Raw genomic sequence first — 21,961 nt, 5'->3', positions numbered from 1 at the left:
CTTTTTTACCTTTAAAGTATGTTGTCTTGTTCGATGTCCTTGAAATACTTATAGGTAGCAACCTTCAGCTCATCGGCAGCCTCCTCATCGCAGACGATGATACCATGCTCGTGCATCTGCAGGGCAGAGATGGTCCACATGTGGTTGACAGAACCCTCGATGGCTGCCTGCAGGGCACGGGCCTTGAGGTGACCATTGGCCAGAATCATGACCTCGCGGGCATCCATGACTGTACCAACACCTACAGTGAGGGCGTGGGCAGGTACGTTCTCGGGCTTACCACCGAAGAAACGGGAGTTGGCAATACGGGTATCCGTGGTGAGGGTCTTCATGCGGGTCTTACTGCGCAGGGAAGAACCCGGCTCATTGAAGGCGATGTGACCATCGGGGCCGATACCACCGATGAACAGGTCGATACCACCGGCCTCTTGGATCATCTCCTCGTAGTGGGCACACTCGGCCTGGAGGTCAGGAGCGTTACCATTGAGGATGTGGATGTTCTCCTTCGGACAGTCGATATGATCGAAGAGGTTACGGGCCATGAAGGCATGGTAGCTCTCAGGATGAGTCTCGGGCAGGCCCACGTACTCGTCCATGTTGAAGGTGATGACATTCTTAAAGGATACCTTTCCGGCACGGTTGGCCTCGACAAGGGCATTGTACATGCCAACGGGTGAAGAACCTGTAGGCAGGCCGAGTACAAACTTGTGGTCAGGGGTGGGATTGAACTGGTTGATGCGCTCAATCACGTGGCTAGCTGCCCACTGGGACATCTTCTGATAATCGTTCTGAATAATTACTCTCATAATGATTTTTGTTTTTGGTTATAAAATATTTGGTGCAAAAGTACAATTTTTTTTAGGAGATAAAGGAGTAAAGGAGTTAAAAGGAGTTAAAGAGGGCGTTTTTTATTTTTTTTACCTTTTTACTTTTTTACCTTTTTACTTTTATTCGTAACTTTGCATGCAGTATGAAGGAATTTGTAATATCAGAGGCGAAGGCGGAGACTGCGGTGCTGGTGGGACTGATCACCAAGGAGCAGGACGAGGCCAAGACCAAGGAATATCTGGATGAACTGGAGTTTCTTGCAGACACGGCTGGGGCTGTGACTGTGAAACGCTTTACCCAGAAGGTGGGAGGACCCAGTCAGACCACCTATGTGGGGAGTGGAAAACTGCAGGAAATCAAGCAATATATCAAACAGTGCCAGGACGCCTATGACGACTGGCTGGATCAACAGGATGCCCAGCTCTTTGCTGAGGGCCTGTTGGACGAGACGAACGCCCCACAGCCTGTGGGTATGGTAATCTTTGACGATGAACTGAGTGCCAAGCAGATCCGGAATATCGAACAGGAGCTGCAGGTGAAGATCCTGGACAGGACCTCCCTGATTCTGGATATTTTTGCCATGAGGGCCCAGACCGCAGAGGCGAAGGCTCAGGTGGAACTGGCCCAGCATCGCTATATGCTACCCCGACTGCAGAGACTGTGGACCCACCTGGAACGACAAGGTGGTGGATCTGGCTCCGGAGGCGGTAAGGGTTCTGTGGGTCTGCGTGGCCCAGGTGAGACCCAGTTGGAGATGGACCGAAGAATCATCCTGCAGCGTATCACCTTGTTGAAACAGCGTCTGGCAGAGATTGACAAACAGAAGACCACCCAACGCAAGAACCGTGGCAGACTGATCCGTGTGGCACTGGTGGGCTATACCAACGTGGGTAAGAGTACGATGATGAACCTGTTGGCCAAGAGTGAGGTGTTTGCAGAGAATAAGCTCTTCGCCACCCTCGACACGACGGTGAGAAAGATGACCATCGACAACCTGCCGTTCCTGTTGGCTGATACCGTCGGGTTTATCCGTAAGTTGCCCTCTGACCTGGTGGAGAGTTTTAAGAGTACCCTCGACGAGGTGCGTGAGGCCGATCTGCTGGTGCATGTGGTGGATATCTCGCATCCCGACTTCGAGGACCAGATACGTGTGGTGGAGGAGACCCTGAAGGAACTGGGCTGTGCCGACAAACCCGCCATGCTGGTGTTTAATAAGATAGATGCCTATACGTGGACTCCGAAGGAGGAGGATGACCTGACACCCATGGGGAAGGAGAATATCTCACTCGAGGAGCTTAAGAAGACCTGGATGGGGAAACTTCCCCGCCCAACCACCCCCCTCTTTATTTCGGCGAAGAAGAAAGAGAATATCGATGAGTTGCGCGAGACGCTTTACAAGCGCGTGCGCGAACTCCACGTACAGAAGTATCCGTATAATGACTTTCTTTATTCAATTGAAGATTGAAGATTGAAACATTAAGCTTTGAGCTTTGAGCTTTAAGCTTTATGATTTGAAAATTCTTTGCGGAGCCAAGCGGCAAAGCCGAGCGAAAAAGTAAAAAAGTAAAATTAAAGCTTAAAGATTAAAGCTTAATGCATAAAGAATAAAAAGTATGAATAATTACAGAAACTTAACGCAAGACGAGATTGAGGTTTTGGAACATAACGTCAGTTGGGCAGAGGACTGGCAGCGAGTGATGGTGGCTGACGATTTTAAGCCTTATAACTTCCATCGCGTCATCTTCTATGGTGATATCCGCCTGGGCTCCTTCCATAAGATGGTGGAGGTGAGCAAGGGCTTTGTGAAGCACTCTGGTATCAATGATGCTACCCTGAGGAATGTCACAGTGGGTAACGACTGCCTGATTGAGAAGGTGGGTAACTATATCAATAACTATACCATCGGTAACGACTGTTATATCTCGAATATCTGTACGTTGGAGACTACTGACGATGCGACTTATGGCGAGGGGTCGGTGATCTCCGTGCTCAACGAGATGGGTGATGGTAATGTGACCATCTTCCGTGAACTGAACAGTCAGGTGGCTTCGCTGATGGTGAAGCATGAGCGCGATAAGGCTCTGAAACAGCGTCTGCAACAGATGATTGAGGATGAGTTGCGCGTATCGCGTCCTGACCGTGGCTATATCGGTAATAATGTGAAGATCATCAATGCCAAGGATATCACGAATACCATCATCAAGGGTGACTGTGAGATCAGTGGTGCTGCCCGCCTGAGTGAGTGTACGGTGATGAGTTCGATGGATGCCCCTGTGTTTATCGGTACGGGTGTGATCTGTGAGAACTCGATTATCTGTGACGGTTGCTCGATCAACAACTCGGTGAAGATGCAGGACTGTTTCGTGGGTGAGGCTTGTCAGATTACCAACGGCTTTACGGCTGAGGCCAGCCTCTTCTTTGCCAACTCGTTTATGGCCAATGGTGAGGCCTGTGCTGCCTTCTGCGGCCCGTTCTCGGCTTCGCACCATAAGAGCTCCCTGTTGATTGGCGGTGAGTTCTCGTTCTATAATGCCGGTTCGAATACCAACTTCTCGAACCATGCCTATAAGATGGGGCCGTTGCATTACGGCACCCTGGAGCGTGGTACGAAGACCGCCTCGGGTGCCTATGTGCTGATGCCTGCCACCATCGGCGCGTTCAGTGTCTGTTTTGGTAAGCTGATGCACCATCCTGATACCCGTAACCTGCCCTTCTCCTATCTGGTGGCCTATGGAGACGACTGTTATCTCGTGCCTGGGCGTAACATCACGACGGTGGGTCTCTATCGTGATATCAAGAAATGGCCGAAGCGTGACAAGCGCAGTAAGCAGTCGAAGAAGAGTATCATTAACTTCGACTGGCTCTCGCCTTTCACCGTGGGTGAGATCATGGAGGGTATCAATATCCTGAAGGCCCTGCGGGAGGCTTCGGGTGACAACGTGTCGACCTATAACTTCCATGAGTATGTGATCAATGCCTCGTCGTTGCGTAAGGGACAGAAGTATTACGATATCGCCCTGAGAATCTATATGGGTGCTGTATTGAAGCGTGCCCAGAAGGAGGGGTATATCGGACAGCCGGTGAGCTCTATCGGTAAGGGTAAATGGGTGGACCTGAGTGGTCTGCTGTTGCCTGAGAGTGAGGAGCTGCGCCTGATTGATGATATCAAGAGCGGAGCCATCGATAACATCCAGCAGGTGCTGGATCGCTTCTCGGAGATTAATAATAACTACCCTGAGTACCGTTGGGCATGGAGTTATCAGATGATTCTCGACTACTATCATCTCGAGGAACTCGATGCTGCAGCCTGTGAGCGTATTCGTGAGGATTATGTGAAGGCCCGCCGTGCCTGGATTGCAGAGATCCGCAAGGATGCAGAGAAGGAGTACGCCATGGGTGATGTGGATAAGGAGGTTTTCGATGAGTTTGTCGAAAAATTAGACCACGAAATAGATTACGAAAATTAATAAAATAGAAACAAAATGAAGAATATGAAGTATTTGTCTGTTTTACTTTTTTACCTTTTTACCTTTTCACCTTTAACGGCACGTGACTATGTCACAGTGCCGGGGGATAAGATGCAGACGCGCATCTATACACTGGAGAATGGGTTGAAGGTGTATTTGTCGGTCAATCCGGAGAAACCGAGGATCCAGACCTTTATTGCGGTGAGGACCGGTTCGAAGAACGATCCTGCAGAGACCACAGGACTGGCTCACTATCTGGAGCACCTGATGTTTAAGGGTACGAAACAGTTTGGTACGAATAACCCCGAGGCAGAGGCTCCGTTGCTGGCTGAGATTGAACAGCGCTACGAGGCTTATCGTAAACTGACCGATCCACAGGCGCGTAAGCAGGCTTACCACGAGATTGACTCTGTCTCGCAGGTGGCTGCCCAGTATTTCATTCCCAATGAGTATGACAAACTGATGGCTGCCATCGGTGCTGAGGGAACGAATGCCTATACTTCGAACGATGTGACCTGTTATACGGAGGATATCCCCTCGAACGAGATCGAGAACTGGGCCAAGATCCAGAGTGACAGGTTCCAGAACATGGTGATCCGTGGCTTCCACACCGAACTGGAGGCTGTGTACGAGGAGTATAACATCGGTCTGTCGCAAGACCAGCGCAAGCTGTTCTACACCATCTCGAAGATGCTCTGGCCTAACCATCCCTATGGCACACAGACCACCATCGGTACGCAGGAGCATCTGAAGAACCCCTCGATCACGAATATCAAGAACTATTTCAATAAGTGGTATCGCCCCAACAATGTGGCCATCTGTATGGCAGGTGACTTTGACCCTGACAAGACCATTGCCATCATCGAGAAGTATTTTAGTGGCTGGAAACCCGGTGCAGACGTGAAGCAGCCCACCTTTGCTGCGCTGCCTCCACTGAACCAGCCTCAGGATACCACGATCGTAGGACAGGAGGCTGAGCAGATCTGGATGGGATGGCGCGCCAAACAGGCTAATACCCTTCAGGCTGATACCCTTAATCTGATGGAAGATGTGCTGAGCAATGGGCGTGCAGGTCTCTTCGACCTGGACCTGAACCAGACCATGAAGGTGATGCGCGCTGTGGGTGGCTCTGAACTGCTGCACGATCATGGGGCATTCTTCCTGCTGGGTACGCCGAAGCAGGGACAGAGCCTCGATGAGGTGAAAACCTTGATGCTTGCTGAGATTGACAAGTTGAAGAAGGGTGACTTCCCCGACAACCTGCTGCCCAGCATCATCAATAATAAGAAGCGCAGCCACTACCAGTTGCTGGAGAGTAACCGCGGACGGGCCAATATGTTTGTACAAGCCTTTATCAATGAGGTGGAATGGAAACAGGAGGTGGAGAGCATCGACCGTATCTCTAAAATCACGAAGCAGGAGATTGTCGACTTCGCCAACCACTTCTTTACCGATGGCTATGTGGTGGTGTATAAGAAGCAGGGCATCGACTCTACACAGAAGAAGATCGACAAGCCCGCCATCACGCCGATTCCTGCCAATCGTGATATGATGAGTCAGTTTGTGAAGGATATCCAGAACGCCAAGGTGGAGCCTATCCAGCCGAAGTTTGTGGATTTCCAGAAGGATATGACCAAGACTGAGGTCAAAAAAGGTCTGCCGCTGTATTATGTGAAGAATGAAGAGAACGGACTGTTCCAGTTGACGTTCCGTTATGAGTTTGGCCAGAGTGCAGACAAGCGTTATGACGTGTCTACAGAGTATCTGGATTTCCTGGGTACTGACAAGCTGTCGGCTGCTGAGATCCAGCAGAAGTTCTATGAGCTGGCTTGTAGTTTCTATACAAATGTCGGGGAGAATGTCATCACCGTCAACCTGAGTGGTCTGAACGAGAATATGCAGCCTGCCCTGGCTTTGTTGGAGGAGGTGTTGAACCATGCCCAGGTGGATCAGAAAGCCTACGAGACGCTCGTCAAGCGTATCCTGAAGGAGCGTGAGGATGATAAGAAAGACCAGCGTTTCTATTACGCATTCCTCTGTCAGTATGGTATCATGGGACCGCGTAATGCCTATCGCGACCTCGTGAGTGAGCAGGAGCTGAAAGAAACCCAGCCCCAGGTGTTTGTGGATCTGATCAAGAACCTCAGTACCTATGAGCACAGCGTGAACTACTATGGTCCGATGGATGTGAAAGAACTGACTGCCATCATCAATAAGACCCACCAGACCGCCAAACAGCTTCAGGCTGTACCTCAGAACAAGCATTACGAGAAGCAGGTGGCCCAGCAGAATGAGGTTTGGATTGCACCTTTCGATGCTAAGAATATCTACATGCGCGCATACCATAATGAGAATCGTGATTGGCATATCGATGAGGCTGCTGTTCAGGCTGTATTCAATGAATATTTCGGTGGGGGCATGAATGGTATCGTGTTCCAGGAGATGCGTGAGGCCCGTGGCCTCGCCTATAATGCTTCGGCTTATTATAGCCGTGCTGGCAGAGTGGGTGAGAAGGAGAGTTTCTATACCCATATCATCACCCAGAACGATAAGATGATGGACTGCATCAACCACTTCAAAAAGATTACGGATGAGATGCCCGCCAGTGAGACGGCTTTCCAGATTGCCAAGGAGGGACTCACCAAGCAGTTGGCCAGCCTGCGTACCACGAAGATGGGCATCATCAACCATTGGCACGCGATGAAGGATTTGGGCCTCGACTTCGACCTGAACAAGAAGATCTATGAGGACCTGAAGACCGTTCAGTTGAAGGATATGGTTGATTTCGAGAAGGCGAACATGGCAGGGAAGCCCCTCCGCTACCTGATTCTCGGTGATGAGAAGGAGTTGGATATGAAGGCCTTGGAGAAGATCGGCCCCATCCGCCGACTCACAACAGAAGAAGTGTTTGGATATTGAAGATTGAAGATTGAAGATTGAAAATTGAATATTATTAAACAAATACGTTTATGGCTAAGACAGTAGAATTTAAGTATGCCCCGATGTTTCAGGTGGGCGAGGACAAGACAGAGTATCGTCTGTTGAGTAAGGAAGGCGTGACAACGTCAGAGTTTGAAGGTAAGACAATCGTGAAGGTCTCTAAGGAGGCCCTGACCCTTTTGGCCCAGCAGGCTTTCCACGATGTGGAGTTCATGCTGCGTAGGGAGCACAACGAACAGGTGGCTAAGATCCTGACCGATCCTGAGGCCTCTGAGAATGATAAGTACGTGGCCCTGCAGTTCCTGCGCAATGCCGAGGTGGCTGCCAAGGGTATCCTGCCTTTCTGTCAGGATACGGGTACTGCCATCATCCACGGTGAGAAGGGACAGCAGATCTGGACCGGTTTTGAGGATGAGGAGGCGTTGAGTCTGGGCGTGTTCAACACCTTTACCCAGGACAACCTGCGCTACTCTCAGAATGCACCTCTGAACATGTATGACGAGGTGAACACCCGTTGCAACCTGCCTGCCCAGATTGATATCGAGGCAACAGGGGGTGCTGAGTATAAGTTTGTGATGGTGGCTAAGGGTGGTGGCTCGGCCAATAAGACCTACTTCTATCCCATGACCAAGGCTACCATCCAGAACGAGGGTACGCTCATCCCGTTCCTGGTAGAGAAGATGAAGAGTCTGGGTACTGCAGCTTGTCCTCCATACCACATCGCCTTCGTGATTGGTGGCACATCGGCTGAGAAGAACCTGCTCACCGTGAAGCTGGCTTCGATCAAGTACTACGACGGTCTGCCTACAACCGGTGATGAGACCGGTCGTGCTTTCCGTGATGTTGATCTCGAGCAGAAGCTCATCAAGGAGGCTCAGAAGATTGGTCTGGGTGCTCAGTTTGGTGGTAAGTACCTGGCTCACGATATCCGCGTGGTTCGTCTGCCTCGTCATGGTGCCTCTTGTCCGATTGGTATGGGCGTCAGTTGCTCTGCAGATAGAAATATCAAGGCTAAGATCAATGCTGACGGTATCTGGCTCGAGAAGATGGACAGCAACCCCACAGAGCTGATCCCTGAGGAGCTGCGCAAGCCGGGTGAAGGTGGCAAGGGTATCGAGATCGACCTGAACGAGGGCATCGATGCCGTACGCAAGGAGCTGAGCAAGTATCCTGTCTCTACTCGTGTGAACCTGAAGGGTACCATCATTGTGGCTCGTGATATTGCTCACGCTAAGCTGAAGGCCCGTCTGGATGCTGGTGAGGGTATGCCCGACTACTTCAAGAAGTATCCTGTGCTGTATGCCGGACCTGCCAAGACACCAGAGGGCTATCCTTGTGGTTCGATGGGTCCCACCACCGCCAACCGTATGGATCCCTATGTGGATGAGTTCCAGGCTAACGGTGCATCCCTCGTGATGATTGCCAAGGGTAACCGCTCTGACGTGGTGACAGAGGCTTGTAAGAAGCATGGCGGTTTCTACCTCGGTACTATCGGTGGTGTGGCTGCTGTGCTCTCACAGAGCTCTATCAAGAGCATTGAGTGCGTAGAGTATCCTGAGCTCGGTATGGAGGCTGTATGGAAGATTGAGGTAGAGGACTTCCCCGCCTTCATCCTCGTGGACGACAAGGGTAATGACTTCTTCAAGACACTGAAGCCCTGGTGCCCAGTGAAAAAGTAAAAAGGTAAAAAAGTAAAAAGGTGAAAAGGCTTTTTACGATAGGTTTGATGCTGACGCTGGCTGTGATAACAGCTAGCGCTCAGCGTCTTTCTTGCTTCCCTCCTTCCGAACAGGCAGGCACTCGTCAACAACCACGGTATAGTGTTCCTGAAGTGAAGACGTTCGATCCTCAGAAAACCTATCGCCAGCCTGTCATACTTGTCGCCTGTAGTGATGCCGACTTCTCGATGGCTGATCCAGTGAACTACTACCATCGCATTCTCAACGAGAAAGGCTATAACGAAGGCGTGGGGTTAGGTTGTGCGGCCGACTATATTCGCGACCAGTCTGAAGGGCGCCTCAATATCAAGTTTGATATCTATGGACCAGTGAAACTTGATTCTCTTAAAGCTGGAGGACATGGTAGTTATTATTATGGTGAAGGTATTAAGAGTGAAGCTGTTAAGAAGTTGTGTGAGACAGAGACAACCGATTTCTCTATCTACGACTGGGATGGTGATGGCGAAGTCGATCAGGTGCTTTTCATCATTGCGGGCTATACTGGTAATCTAAACAAAGGCTATACCTGGCCTAATACGGGCTGGACCTTTGGAATGGAATTGCCTGGAGGTGTCAACGCAACGGTAGCGTCTATTACCTGTGAGTTGTGGAAGAACGACACCTCATGCGGTATCGGCACCATCCTCCATGAACTCTTTCATGCCTTGGGGCTACCTGATGTTTATCCTATGGGCTCTGCCACAGCTTTTTCTGCGGTAGATGAGTGGGACTTGATGGACGGTGGCAACTATACGAATTATGGCTGGTGCCCACCCAACCTCTCTACGATGGAGAAGATGATGCTCAAGTGGGGTGATCCTATTGAACTGACATCGGCCACTACTGTTACCGCCATGAAGCCTCTGAGTGATGGTGGGGATACTTATATCATCCGTAATCCTGCGAATCGCGATGAGTATTACCTTTTAGAGAATCGCCAACAGAAGGGGTGGGATATCGGCTGTCCGGGCAATGGCTTGCTGATCTTCCATGTGGATTACGATTATGTCGAATGGAAGGAAAATAATCTGAACATCTCCGACACCCATTATCGTTACAGTCTTTTCCATGCCGATGGTAAGGACTATCGTTTCTGGGATCCTACAAACGATGGTAAAGATGATAGTAAGTGGGCTGATGAGGGACATCTGCACAATAAGTATCTGAGCACATCGGCATATCCTTACACCAATCCTGAGACACTGGTGATTAACGCGAGTCTTACCAACGACTCCAATCCGGCTGCGACACTCTTCACAGCTAATACCGATGGTCTGAAGCTGATGTCGAAACCCATCACCAATATCCAGATGGCCAGCGATGGCACCATCTCCTTCGATTTTATGAAGGAGGCCTCGGGCATCCATCATGTGCAGGCAGATGTTGATGACGCCCCTTGGTACGATCTCCAGGGGCGAAAGCTGTCAGGTAAACCAACGGGAAAGGGCGTGTTCATTCATGGAAATAAGAAGGTGGCTTTCTAAGCCACCTTCTTAATTTCTGAATACCAGCCCATCTCCAAACTCATCGATGATGATTGGCTTCGTGCGATCCACCTCATCGGCCAGGAGCTTCTTCGACAGGTCGTTGAGCACGAACTGCTGGATGGCACGTTTGACAGGACGGGCACCAAAGTCAGGATCGTAGCCTTCCTCAGCCAGATAGTTGATAGCCTGAGGTGTACACTCCAGACGGATGCCCTGCGGCTCCAGCATATCCGTCACCTTCTTCATCTGCAGACGAACCACGTCGGCAATCTGTTCCTTCGTCAACGGGGTGAAGGTGATAATCTCATCGATACGGTTCAGGAACTCGGGGCGCATGGTGGCACGAAGCTGTTCACGCGTGGCGTTCGAGGTCATGATGATGATGGTGTTCTTGAAGTTGGCCGTACGACCCTTGTTGTCGGTCAACCGTCCATCATCGAGCACCTGCAACAGGATGTTGAACACATCGGGGTGGGCTTTCTCTATTTCATCGAACAGCACCACAGAGTAGGGCTTACGGCGTACAGCCTCAGTGAGTTGTCCACCCTCATCGTAACCTACGTATCCTGGAGGGGCACCAATCAGACGGGAGACGCTGTACTTCTCCTGATACTCACTCATATCGATACGCGTCATCATCGTCTCATCATTGAAGAGGTAGTCGGCCAGGGTCTTGGCCAATTCGGTCTTACCGACACCTGTGGTGCCGAGGAAGATGAACGAGGCGATGGGTCGCTTGGGATCCTGCAAGCCTGCCCTTGAACGGCGCACGGCATCAGAGACGGCTGTGATGGCCTCCTCCTGACCAATCACACGCTTATGCAGTTCCTCCTCCAGATGGAGCAGTTTTTCTCGCTCACTCTGCATCATACGGGTCACAGGAATGCCTGTCCAGCGGCTGACCACTTCCGCGATATCATCGGCAGTCACCTCCTCACGAACCAGCGAATCACCGTTCTGGGCGTTTGCCAGTTGCTGCTGGATGGCCTTGATATCATCTTCGAGTGCCTTGAGCTTTGAGTAACGGATCTCGGCCACCTTACCATAGTCACCCTCACGCTCTGCACGCTCGGCCTCAAACTTCAGGTTCTCCATCTCCTGCTTATCCTGCTGGATCTTGTTCACCAGCTGGCGCTCACCTTCCCACTTGGCACGGAACTGGGTCTCCTGTTCCTTCAGTTCGGCGATATCCTTATCGAGTTGGGCAATCTTGGCTTCATCGCCCTCGCGCTTGATGGCCTCACGCTCGATCTCGAGCTGAGCCAAACGACGGGTGATCTCATCGAGTTCCTCAGGCACGGAGTCACGCTCCATACGCAGTTTGGCGGCAGCCTCGTCCATCAGGTCGATGGCTTTATCCGGCAGGAACCGTTCGGAGATATAACGCTCAGAGAGTTGGACGGCAGCGATACAGGCATCATCCTGGATACGTACCTTATGGTGGTTCTCGTAGCGCTCCTTCAGACCACGCAGGATAGAGATGGCCGAGAGTTCATCGGGCTCATCCACCATCACCGTCTGGAATCGACGCTCAAGGGCCTTATCCTTCTCGAAATACTTCTGATACTCATTCAGGGTGGTGGCACCGATGGCACGCAGTTCACCACGGGCCAGGGCCGGTTTCAGGATGTTGGCGGCATCCATGGCACCCTCGCCACCGCCGGCACCCACCAGCGTGTGGATCTCATCGATGAAGAGGATGATGCGGCCCTCACTCTTGGTTACCTCGTTGATGACGCTCTTCAGGCGCTCCTCAAACTCACCCTTGTACTTTGCGCCAGCCACCAGGGCACCCATGTCGAGGGAGTAGAGCTGTTTGTCCTTCAGGTTCTCCGGCACATCACCACGCACGATACGGCCTGCCAGACCCTCCACGATGGCGGTCTTACCCGTACCAGGTTCACCAATCAGAATCGGGTTGTTCTTCGTACGGCGCGAGAGAATCTGCAGCACACGGCGAATCTCATCGTCACGACCTATCACAGGGTCGAGTTTACCCTGACGGGCGAGGTCTACGAGGTTCTTGGCAAACTTCTCCAGCGACTGATAATTATCGTCAGCACTCTGGGATTGCACCTTCTGTCCCTGTCGCAGTTCCTGGATAGCCTTCAGCATATCCTTCTCCGTACAGCCGGCATCCTTCATGATGCGTGAGGCGGTGGAGTTCACGTTCAGCAGGGCCAACAGGATCGGCTCCACCGACACAAACTCATCGCCCATCTTCTGGGCTGTCTCCTGTGCACGTACGAGTACATTATTACTATCACTTGAGAGATACGGCTGTCCACCCTGCACCCTCGGCAGATGCTGGATCTCCTGGGTGATGAGCATGTCGATCTGCTGGGCGTTCACGCCGAGTTTCTGGAAGATGAAGGTTGTCACGTCCTTCGCCTTCTCCAATACTCCTTTGAGTATATGTACAGGTTCGATGACCTGCTGGCCATTCAACTGGGCCGTATTCACTGCCTCCTGAACAGCCTCCTGTGCTTTGATTGTAAATTTGTCTAATGTCATAATTTGATCCTCCTATATTTTATTCTAAAAACGGAGGCTCAAACTCTGTGCCGTTAGGGCTATATACGACAAAATGGCGGAAAGTTCCGCCATTTTGTCGTTGGTTTAGAAACCGTCCTACATCGTAACCTCTACGGTGTGCTTGCCAGCGGAGTAGGGGATGACGGTGCCATCAACCTTCTGGCCGTCGAGGGTGATGGATTTCACACCCTTCTGAGCGCCGTTGGGATGGATGGTGATCTCGTACTCAGCGTCGCGGAACTTACGGTTGACGGTGTAGTCGGTGGCTGTCTCTGGGAGACAAGGATCGATACGGATGCCGTCGTAGTCGGGCTTGATGCCGAGGATGAACTCGCTGACGGTGTACCACATCCAAGCGGCCGTACCCGTGAGCCATGAGTTCTTACCCTCGCCAGGCTTGAAGGCATCCTTACCTGCTACCATCTGGCAGTTCACGTAAGGCTCTACCTTGTGCAGCGTCTGGTATTTCTCCTCCACGTAAGAGGGCAGAATCTTAGCGTAGTGGCTCCAGGCATCGTTACCACGACCTGCCAAGCACTCGCCGATGATGACCCAAGGATTGTTGTGGCAGAAGATACCGGCGTTCTCCTTGTAGCCCTCGGGATAAGAGGAGATCTCGCCATATTCGTAGATATACTTCGAGAAGGCAGGATTGTTGAGCACCATACCATGTTCGCACTCGAGGTACTTCTTGCAGGAGTCGAGGCTCTTGGCCACCATGCCGTCCTCGGCACCAATCTCTGCCATCGTACACCAGCCCTGACTCTCGATGAAGATCTTGGCTTCTTCGCACTCGTTAGAACCGATCTTACGGCCATAGAAGTCGTAGGCACGGAGATACCACTCACCGTCCCAGCCATGTTTCTTCACAGCCTCGATCATCGCATCGACAGCCTTCTGCATACGCTCTGCTTCCTCGGTCTTGCCAAGTTTCTTGCAGAGAGCCACATAATCTTTGCCAGTTACCACGAACAGACCGGCAATCATCAGTGATTCGGCCTTGGTGCCCTCAGAGACGTTCTCCGTGGTCTGGAAGCTCTCGTTGGGATCCCAAGAGAAGCAGTTCAGGTTCAGACAGTCGTTCCAGTCGGCACGGCCAATGAGCGGCAACATGTGAGGACCAAGGTTCTTGATGACGTGGTCCATCGAGATCTTGAGGTGCTCGAAGAGGGTGACCTCAGAGCCCGGCTGATTGTCGAAGGGCACCATCTCGTCGAGAATTGAAAAATCGCCCGTCTCCTTGATATAAGCCACGGTACCGAAGATGAGCCAGCAGGGATCATCGTTGAAGCCACCACCGATATCGTTGTTACCACGCTTGGTCAGGGGCTGGTACTGATGGTAGCAGCCACCATCGGGGAACTGGGTGGAAGCGATGTCGATGATGCGCTGACGGGCACGGGGAGGAATCTGATGGACGAAGCCCACGAGGTCCTGATTGGAATCGCGGAAGCCCATGCCACGACCGACACCACTCTCGAAGAAACTTGCACTGCGGGAGAAGTTAAAGGTGACCATACACTGGTACTGGTTCCAGATATTCACCATGCGGTCGAGCTTGTCGTTGCCTGTGCGTACCTTATATATATTAAGCAGGGCATCCCAGTACTCACAGAGTTCGGCAAAAGCCTTATCCACCTTCTCCGTGGTGTCGAGCTCGGCGATGAGGGCCTTGGCCTTCTGCTTATTAATCACCTGAGGAGCCTCAAATTTCTTGTCTTGCTCGTTTTCGATATAACCCAACAGGAACACGAAGTCCTTACTCTCGCCGGGCTTCAGGGTCACCTCGATATAATGTGAGGCAATCGGGCTCCAGCCATGGGCATGAGAATTACGGGGCTTGCCCTCCATGACAGCATCGGGATTGGCAAACTCATTGTAGAGACCTACGAAGGTCTCACGGTCGGTATCGAAGCCCTGGATCTCTGTATTCACATGATAGAACGCATAGTGGTTACGACGCTCACGATATTCGGTCTTGTGATAGATGGTGCTACCCTCAATCTCCACCTCACCGGTAGAGAAATTACGCTGGAAATTCTCCATGTCGGTGGCGGCATTCCAGAGGCACCACTCCTCAAACGAGAAGAGCTTCAGCGTCTTGGTCTCGGCAGAATCGTTCTTCAGCGTCAGCTTCTGCACCTCGCACCACTTCTTCAGAGGCACGAAGAAAAGAACTGAGGCCTCGACCCCGTTCTTACGGCCTGTGATGCGGGTATAGCTCATGCCATGACGGCACTCATAGAAGTCGAGCGGTGTCTTGCAGGGCTTCCAACCAGGATTCCAGACTATTGTCTTGTCTCCCTGACTCCCTGTCTCCTTGTCTACAATATAAAAATACCGTCCGCCATTATCCATCGGCACATTGTTGTAGCGATAGCGGGTGATACGACGGAACTTGGCATCCTTATAGAAGCTATAGCCGCCGGCAGTGTTGGAGATGAGTGAGAAGAAATCCTCGTTGCCTAAATAGTTAATCCAAGGCCATGGGGTCTGCGGGTCTGTGATGACATACTCGCGGTGCTGGTCGTCGAAATGACCGTAACGTTTCTGCTGTTCCATAATGTTATGATTGTTTTATTTTGTGATATTCTCCAGTTATGAATCTTTTGCTTTGCAAAGGTACAATTATATTCTGAAATAGCCAAGAAAAATCGATTTCTTTCTAAACTTTTACTTGAATTATACTTAAATAATGACGCAAATTGCTAATTTTTTATTATTTTATTTGTTTTTTAGAAAACTTTTGTATACCTTTGCCGTCGTAATATTACCGATGACTAATTACGATATGTGAGATAGGATTCAACTATTAATTAATTGTTATAAACTATTTTATGATGAAAAGACTCAGTATGACTCTCGCCAGTCTGTTTCTGTTTATCGGAATCGCACTGGCACAGACGACGGTGAAAGGTACCGTTGTGACCTACGAGGACAATGAGCCGATTATCGGCGCAAGCATCCAGGTGGTAGGTGCAACCAACATTGGTACCATTACCGACATGAATGGACAGTTTACCCTGGAGGTTCCTGCAGGGAAGACCACGTTGAAGATTACGTATGTAGGTATGGAGCCCCTGGAGATTGCTGTCTCTAGCAAACCTCTCCGCATCCAGCTCCGCAACGATGCCAACAGTCTCGATGAGGTGGTGGTGGTTGCCTATGGTACACAGAAGAAGACTTCGCTGACTGGTGCTATCCAGGAAGTGAAGAGCGATGAGATCCTGCTCCGTCCCACCTCTTCAGTAGCCAGTGCTCTGGAAGGTACGGTGACCGGTGTTCAGGTGAATAGCACTTATGGTGCTCCAGGACAGGATCCTGATATCCGTATCCGTGGTATCGGTACTGTAAACGGTTCTTCTTCTCCCCTCTATGTCATTGACGGTGTGCCATTTGGCGGTAACATCAGTGACTTGAACCCGCAGGATATCGAGTCGATGTCAGTGCTGAAGGATGCTGCCTCTGCAGCTCTGTATGGTAACCGTGCTTCTAACGGTGTGATCCTGATCACCACCAAGAAGGGCAAGCAGGGTAAGCTGAACATCAACCTCGACGTGAAGCTGGGTACCTTCAGCCGTGGTATTCCCGAGTACGACGTGATGGGCGCCAACCAGTGGATGGAGGCTCAGTGGATGAACATGAAGAACAACCGTATGGCTGCTGGCGACGATGCTGCTACAGCTGCCGCCTACGCTTCTAAGAACCTGATTGCAGACCGTCTGTATCTGAACATCTATCAGGCTGCTGACGATGCCCTGTTTACCTCTGACGGTAAGCTGACAACTACAGCCATGAAGGGTACCTATGGTGAGGATCTCGACTGGTTCGACCAGGCTATTCACCACGGATTCCGTGAGGAGTACAACCTGAGCGCCAACGGTGCTACCGATAAGGCCGACTACCTGTTCTCTGTAGGTTATCTGAACGAGAATGGTTACATCAAGACCTCAGGCTTCGACCGTCTTTCTGGTCGTGCTGCCGTGAACGTACAGCCCACAAAGTGGTTCAAGGCCGGTTTGAACGTCAATGCTACACACCAGACCTTCGACACACGTTATAGCACTGGTACAAATGCATACGCCAATCCTTGGATGTATTGTCGTAACATTGCGCCTATCTATCCCGTACACCTGCACGATGTGAACACTGGTCAGTATATCCTCGACGAGTTCGGTAACAAGCAGTACGATGGTGGTTCATATATCGATGCGAATGGACAGGTCGTGAACACCCGTAACCAGTTCGTTGACCGTCACCTCATGTGGGAGAGCGAGTTGAACAAGGATAAGACCATCCGTAATACGATGAACGCCATTGCTTACGCAGACTTCATCCTGCCTTACAACTTCACCTTCACCTTGAAGGCCAACCTGAACACCCGCCATTCTGAAGAGAGCAGCTATGATTCAGCTGTGATTGGTGATGGTAAGGGAAATGAAGGACGTGGCAAACGCGAGGATTATCGCTATAAGGACTGGACCTTCCAACAGCAGTTGCACTGGAACCATGAGTTCGGTGTACATTCTGTTGACGCTTTGATTGGTCATGAGAATTACAGCTGGCAGCGTAATTACATGTATGCTTATAAGACTGCTGAAGTGGTTCCTGGTATCAACAACCTGAACAATTTCACTGAGATGACAGATGTTTATGATTACAACGATACCTATCGTACCGAGTCATATCTGGGACGTGTGCGCTATGGTTATGACAGCCGCTACAATGTGGAGGCCAGCTTCCGTCGCGACGGTTCTTCACGTTTCCAAAAGGATGCCCGCTGGGGTAACTTCTGGAGCATTGGTGCCAACTGGGTGATCTCCAACGAGGCCTTCATGAAGAAAGTCGACTGGGTGAACTACCTGAAGCTCCGTGCCGACTACGGTGAGGTAGGTAACGATGCTGGTTCAGGTCGCTATGGCTATATGGCTCTGTATAACACTACGCAGAATGCTAAGTTGGGCGCTCTTTGGATTGATCAGCTGCAGAACTTTGACCTGAAGTGGGAGACTGGTCAGTCATGGGGTATTGGTCTCGACGGTCGTCTGTTCAATAAGCTGAACTTCAGCATTGAGTACTTCGACAAGCGTAACAAGGACCTGCTCTTCAAGGTTTACAATCCATTGTCAGCCGGTGCTACCAGCACCTCTGACGCAGAGTCGACCATTACGCAGAATCTGGGTACCATCTCTAACAAGGGTGTCGAGATCTCTGCCGACATCGATGTGTTTAAGAACAAAGACTGGCGCATCAACGTCGGTGCCGACATTACCATCCTGAAGAACGAGGTGGTGAAGCTGCCTGAGCAGAACAAGGACGGTATCATCGACGGTACCAAGAAGATTGTGGAAGGCAAGAGCCGCTATGAGTTCTTCACCTACACATGGGAAGGTGTCAACACCGCCAATGGTTTCTCTCTCTATAAGTTCAACGATGAGGACTACTTCTTTACCAAGGACGGAAAGACCTTTGGTAACACAGAAGGAACTGAGATTACGGGTGATAACCTGAACACGCTGGTCGTGATTGATGGCACGCCCTACTCCTACATTACCAGCTATGGTAAGCGTGAGTTCCACGGATCTGCCATTCCTAGCGCTTATGGTGGTTTCCACTTCACTGTCAGCTGGAAGGGCCTGAGCCTCTACAGCCTGTTCACCTATCAACTGGGTGGTAAGGTCATGGACTCTACTTATTCTTCATTGATGAGTGCCTCTGGTACTCCTTACTCTCTGCACAAGGACGCTGCCAAGAGTTGGACTGTTGAACAGGCTTCTGGTACGGATGCCATTGACAGAAACGGTGTTCCTCAGCTGAACAGTGCGCCGACCATTCCTGGCACAGCAGTCGAGGCCGACCTGAACGCTACCTCTTCTCGTTGGCTCACCAGCGCACGATACCTGATTCTGAAGAACCTCAACCTGAGCTATGAGCTGCCCAAGAACCTGGTTCGTAAGATCGACCTCGATGCAGTGGCAGTGACGATTGCTTGTGAGAACCTCTTCTCGTTGACAGCCCGCAAGGGTATGAACCCGCAGGAGAACTACAACGGTACACAGTCTAACACGTTTGTAACACCTCGTGTATTCACCGTAGGTCTCAATGTTAAGTTCTAATCACATTAATAAGGAATATCATTATGAAGAAATATATTTATTTAATTAGCTTCGCCCTGCTGGGTCTGACATCCTGCGGGAGCGATTATCTGGAGACTGCTCCTGAGGATAAGATGGGTACCTCTACTGTGCTGGGTACTACTGGCAATGCAGCCCTATCAATCAATGGTATCTGCAAGGCCATGACGAACCAGTATCTGAGTACTCAGGGTCTGAATGGTGAGGGTTCTATCCTGAACTGGTATGGCACCTTCACCGGTAACGATGGTCAGAAGTGTAACCAGACGGGTTGGGCTGCTCTGTGGAACTCTACCTATCACCTGCGTAAGAGCAGTATCTATCTGTACTACCCTTGGTTCTACTACTACAAGCTGGTGGGTAATGCCAATGGTATCATCTGTAACATCGACAATGCCGAGGGTACCGATGCTGAAAAGGCTTTCCTGAAGGCTCAGGCACTCACCTTCCGTGCTTACTCTTTCTTCCGCCTGTCTCAGCTCTACAGCTTCCGTTGGAAGGATACCCAGGGTAACACGCCAGGTATCGCCCTCCGTCTCGACCAGAGCACAGGCGACCTCGCCCTCTCAACCCTGGCAGAGACCTACGCTCAGATCTATAAGGATCTCGACGAGGCTATCAGCCTTTTCAAGCAGAGTGGTATGAAACGTGGTAACAATAGTAAAATTGGTGCTCCAGAGTTCTATCTACCCGCTCTCGACGTAGCTTATGCCATCTATGCCAAAGCAGCCCTCACGCGAGAGGACTGGCAGACGGCTGCCAACTATGCTGCCCTGGCCCGTGAAGGTCATCCGCTGATGTCGGAATCACAGTATAAGTCTGGTTTCAATAAGTATAACGATGAGTGGATCTGGGGTGTATATGAAGGCTCAGAGCAGACTCTGTATTATTATGGTTTCTTTGCTTACATCGGTTCTAACTCAAGTGCCAGTGCATGCCGCACTTACCCTGTAGCCATCAGCAAGGAGCTCATCGATCAGATTCCTGAGACCGACACTCGCCGCTGGCTCTATCTCGTTCCTACGGATGAGGAGTGGGCAGAGTGTAACTCAGCCGGCCGTAGCACTGGTAAACTCTATAAGCGTGCTTTCCAGGAGTATGGCGATCGTCTTTACAGCACCTCTCTGGTCTATGCTTACCAGCAGTACAAGCTCATGGCAGAATTCATGCCTGGTGGTGGTTCATTCCCCATCATCCGTGCTGCCGAGATGTATTACACTGAGGCTGAGGCCGACTGCCATCTGGGCAAGGACGCTGAGGCTCAGCAGCTGCTCTACGATGTGACTTCGAAGTTCGACGCTGCCTACGAGAAGAGCACCAAGACGGGTGACGCCCTGCTGACCGAGGTGAAGCTCTATCGTCGCTTCGACCTCTGGGGCGAGGGTAACGACTGGTTCGACTACAAGCGTTGGGGCGACACCATCGTTCGTAAGAGTATCAAGGACGGTGGTAACTTCCACACCTCTTTCGCTGTTACCATCAAGCCTGAGGACGGTAACAACTGGACATGGGCTATTCCTGAGAAGGAGTCTGACTATAATGACTTGATCAACTAATAGTCATCCAATCCATATATAAAGACCTCTCCCGCCAAGTCATCGCGGGGGAGGTCTTTTTTTTATCTCGAGCGCTCAGGTTAATCAAAAATATTCTTTCTGAGAGATTTCATTAAAAATGGCAAAAGCCGTCACCGTGGTAGAAACTCTGGGAAAGGACTATCTAAACGATGCACGAACTAGGTAGTTTCAGGTAGGGTCTAAAAGGTGAAATCTGTTTTCTCTACGCCATCGCCGTAGATGGTCTTAAAGTCATTCTTCATCGAGATGACAAAATATCCCGAGTCGCGCCACTGCTGTTCGAGCGTGAGGGCTTTTTCGCGGTTGGCATGGTCGCGGGTGTCATCATCGGCAATGAGCATAAAGGCAGCCGACTTGTGCGGACTACTCAGGGCGTAGTTGTGCATGGCACAGTCACCACCGCTATTGCCAAACGAGAGCACAGGCACCTTGCCAATCTCCTGCGAAATCTGCAGCACCTTGTTGGTCTTCAGGTTCTTGATGATCAGCTCACTCGTACGGATGATGTCTTCCGACTTGCTCATCGTGTAGTTGACACCAGCCTCGAGACCCTGACCGCCAGAGCGCAGCTTAACATCCATGCCGATGACGCGGTTGGCAGGGATGCCGATGGCTTCCACCAGCGCACGGCAGATGAAACGGTCGGAGCCTGACACAACGTAATAGGTGAAGCCGTTGGCCTTCAGGTAATCAAACACCTCCAGCATGGGCTTGAAGAAACTCTGGCCGTAGGTCATGCCCCGGAAGCCGTTGGCCGACTTGGCCGCATACGCCTTCACGTAGTTATCAAACTCTTTGAGCGTCATGCCTTCATAGGCCTTGGCCGCAGCATAGGCATGCTTCATGTCGAAATGGTCGGGCAGCTTCTTGCCGTTCCTGACAAAATCCCTGATGTCCTGGGCTGCCTCCTTCACGTCATCAGGTGCTTTGCCTTTATACGAAGCATCGTCCAGTACGCGGTATTCCAGCAGATTGTACTCGAAATACGACGGGTAGAGTTCACCGACGAACGTACCGTCCATATCGAATGTGGCGATGCGGTCTTCCTCCTTGATAAAGTTGGGAGAATTCGGGTTTGTCACGTCCTTCACATAGTCTTGCAGGGCAGTCAGCGCCTCGCAGTTGTTCCACAGCGTGAACTGCACCTGTTGCTGCTTGACGACTTTACTTTCTTCATCCTTGTTGCACGATGTGACCACACTCATGCCGCTGAAAATGAGGATGGCGGCAAACATCCATTGAAATCTTAATCTTCTCATATTTACTAACTATTAG

General features: G+C 51.0%; 11 protein-coding genes. 7 read left to right on the top strand and 4 right to left on the bottom strand.

Annotation, left to right across the window (positions count from 1 at the left end; all coding sequences use genetic code 11):
• Nucleotides 1-11: 11 nt before the first annotated feature.
• Nucleotides 12-806: a glucosamine-6-phosphate deaminase gene (gene nagB, locus BMY16_RS01510; protein WP_091839103.1), complete on the bottom strand. Its 795-nt coding sequence runs from the start codon at nt 804-806 to the stop codon at nt 12-14.
• 164 nt (nt 807-970) lie between these two features.
• On the opposite strand from nagB, the gene hflX reads away from it, so the two are divergent.
• From hflX to BMY16_RS01485, 5 genes are all read left to right on the top strand, one after another.
• Nucleotides 971-2,293: a GTPase HflX gene (gene hflX, locus BMY16_RS01505; protein ID WP_091839100.1), complete on the top strand. Its 1,323-nt coding sequence runs from the start codon at nt 971-973 to the stop codon at nt 2,291-2,293.
• Nucleotides 2,294-2,441: 148 nt separating this feature from the next.
• Nucleotides 2,442-4,295: a DUF4954 family protein gene (locus BMY16_RS01500; RefSeq protein ID WP_091839097.1), complete on the top strand. Its 1,854-nt coding sequence runs from the start codon at nt 2,442-2,444 to the stop codon at nt 4,293-4,295.
• Nucleotides 4,296-4,310: 15 nt separating this feature from the next.
• A complete protein-coding gene (locus BMY16_RS01495) occupies nt 4,311-7,214 on the top strand; it encodes a M16 family metallopeptidase (RefSeq protein WP_091839094.1) in 2,904 nt (967 codons plus the stop codon).
• A 50-nt stretch (nt 7,215-7,264) separates the two neighbouring features.
• Nucleotides 7,265-8,914 (top strand): fumarate hydratase, encoded by a 1,650-nt coding sequence (locus BMY16_RS01490; RefSeq protein WP_091839092.1) that lies wholly within the window; start codon nt 7,265-7,267, stop codon nt 8,912-8,914.
• 20 nt (nt 8,915-8,934) lie between these two features.
• Nucleotides 8,935-10,437 carry a M6 family metalloprotease domain-containing protein gene (locus BMY16_RS01485; protein ID WP_139207089.1) on the top strand — a complete coding sequence of 501 codons (1,503 nt, stop codon included), beginning with the start codon at nt 8,935-8,937 and terminating at the stop codon, nt 10,435-10,437.
• A 9-nt stretch (nt 10,438-10,446) separates the two neighbouring features.
• On the opposite strand, the gene clpB is transcribed toward BMY16_RS01485, so the two are convergent.
• The gene (gene clpB / locus BMY16_RS01480; protein ID WP_091839086.1) at nt 10,447-12,954 is read right to left on the bottom strand and encodes an ATP-dependent chaperone ClpB; all 2,508 of its coding nucleotides are present in this window, start codon (nt 12,952-12,954) and stop codon (nt 10,447-10,449) included.
• Nucleotides 12,955-13,071: 117 nt separating this feature from the next.
• A complete protein-coding gene (locus BMY16_RS01475; RefSeq protein ID WP_091839084.1) occupies nt 13,072-15,537 on the bottom strand; it encodes a glycoside hydrolase family 94 protein in 2,466 nt (821 codons plus the stop codon).
• 275 nt (nt 15,538-15,812) lie between these two features.
• Here BMY16_RS01475 and BMY16_RS01470 point away from each other — a divergent pair, with 275 nt between their 5' ends.
• Both BMY16_RS01470 and BMY16_RS01465 read left to right on the top strand, forming a co-directional pair.
• The gene (locus BMY16_RS01470; RefSeq protein WP_091839081.1) at nt 15,813-19,091 is read left to right on the top strand and encodes a SusC/RagA family TonB-linked outer membrane protein; all 3,279 of its coding nucleotides are present in this window, start codon (nt 15,813-15,815) and stop codon (nt 19,089-19,091) included.
• 23 nt (nt 19,092-19,114) lie between these two features.
• Complete coding sequence (locus BMY16_RS01465; protein WP_091839077.1) at nt 19,115-20,665, top strand: RagB/SusD family nutrient uptake outer membrane protein; 1,551 nt, start codon at nt 19,115-19,117, stop codon at nt 20,663-20,665.
• Between the two features lie 200 nt (nt 20,666-20,865).
• Here the strand turns inward: BMY16_RS01465 and BMY16_RS01460 are convergent, their stop codons facing one another.
• Nucleotides 20,866-21,945 carry an HAD family hydrolase gene (locus BMY16_RS01460; RefSeq protein WP_091839074.1) on the bottom strand — a complete coding sequence of 360 codons (1,080 nt, stop codon included), beginning with the start codon at nt 21,943-21,945 and terminating at the stop codon, nt 20,866-20,868.
• Nucleotides 21,946-21,961 lie beyond the last annotated feature (16 nt).

Origin of the sequence: Prevotella sp. ne3005 (assembly GCF_900110085.1) — a bacterium.
Taxonomy (GTDB): domain Bacteria; phylum Bacteroidota; class Bacteroidia; order Bacteroidales; family Bacteroidaceae; genus Prevotella.
Note: the sequence above shows the minus strand (reverse complement) of the source record. Positions and strands in the feature narration are given on the sequence as shown.

What these genes read in the sequence shown, in the direction of transcription:
- nagB (WP_091839103.1), bottom strand. Translation starts at nt 806, where the DNA reads ATGAGAGTAATTATTCAGAACGATTATCAGAAGATGTCCCAGTGGGCA.
- BMY16_RS01470 (WP_091839081.1), top strand. Translation starts at nt 15,813, where the DNA reads ATGATGAAAAGACTCAGTATGACTCTCGCCAGTCTGTTTCTGTTTATC.
- BMY16_RS01465 (WP_091839077.1), top strand. Translation starts at nt 19,115, where the DNA reads ATGAAGAAATATATTTATTTAATTAGCTTCGCCCTGCTGGGTCTGACA.
- clpB (WP_091839086.1), bottom strand. Translation starts at nt 12,954, where the DNA reads ATGACATTAGACAAATTTACAATCAAAGCACAGGAGGCTGTTCAGGAG.
- hflX (WP_091839100.1), top strand. Translation starts at nt 971, where the DNA reads ATGAAGGAATTTGTAATATCAGAGGCGAAGGCGGAGACTGCGGTGCTG.
- BMY16_RS01490 (WP_091839092.1), top strand. Translation starts at nt 7,265, where the DNA reads ATGGCTAAGACAGTAGAATTTAAGTATGCCCCGATGTTTCAGGTGGGC.
- BMY16_RS01495 (WP_091839094.1), top strand. Translation starts at nt 4,311, where the DNA reads ATGAAGAATATGAAGTATTTGTCTGTTTTACTTTTTTACCTTTTTACC.
- BMY16_RS01460 (WP_091839074.1), bottom strand. Translation starts at nt 21,945, where the DNA reads ATGAGAAGATTAAGATTTCAATGGATGTTTGCCGCCATCCTCATTTTC.
- BMY16_RS01475 (WP_091839084.1), bottom strand. Translation starts at nt 15,537, where the DNA reads ATGGAACAGCAGAAACGTTACGGTCATTTCGACGACCAGCACCGCGAG.
- BMY16_RS01500 (WP_091839097.1), top strand. Translation starts at nt 2,442, where the DNA reads ATGAATAATTACAGAAACTTAACGCAAGACGAGATTGAGGTTTTGGAA.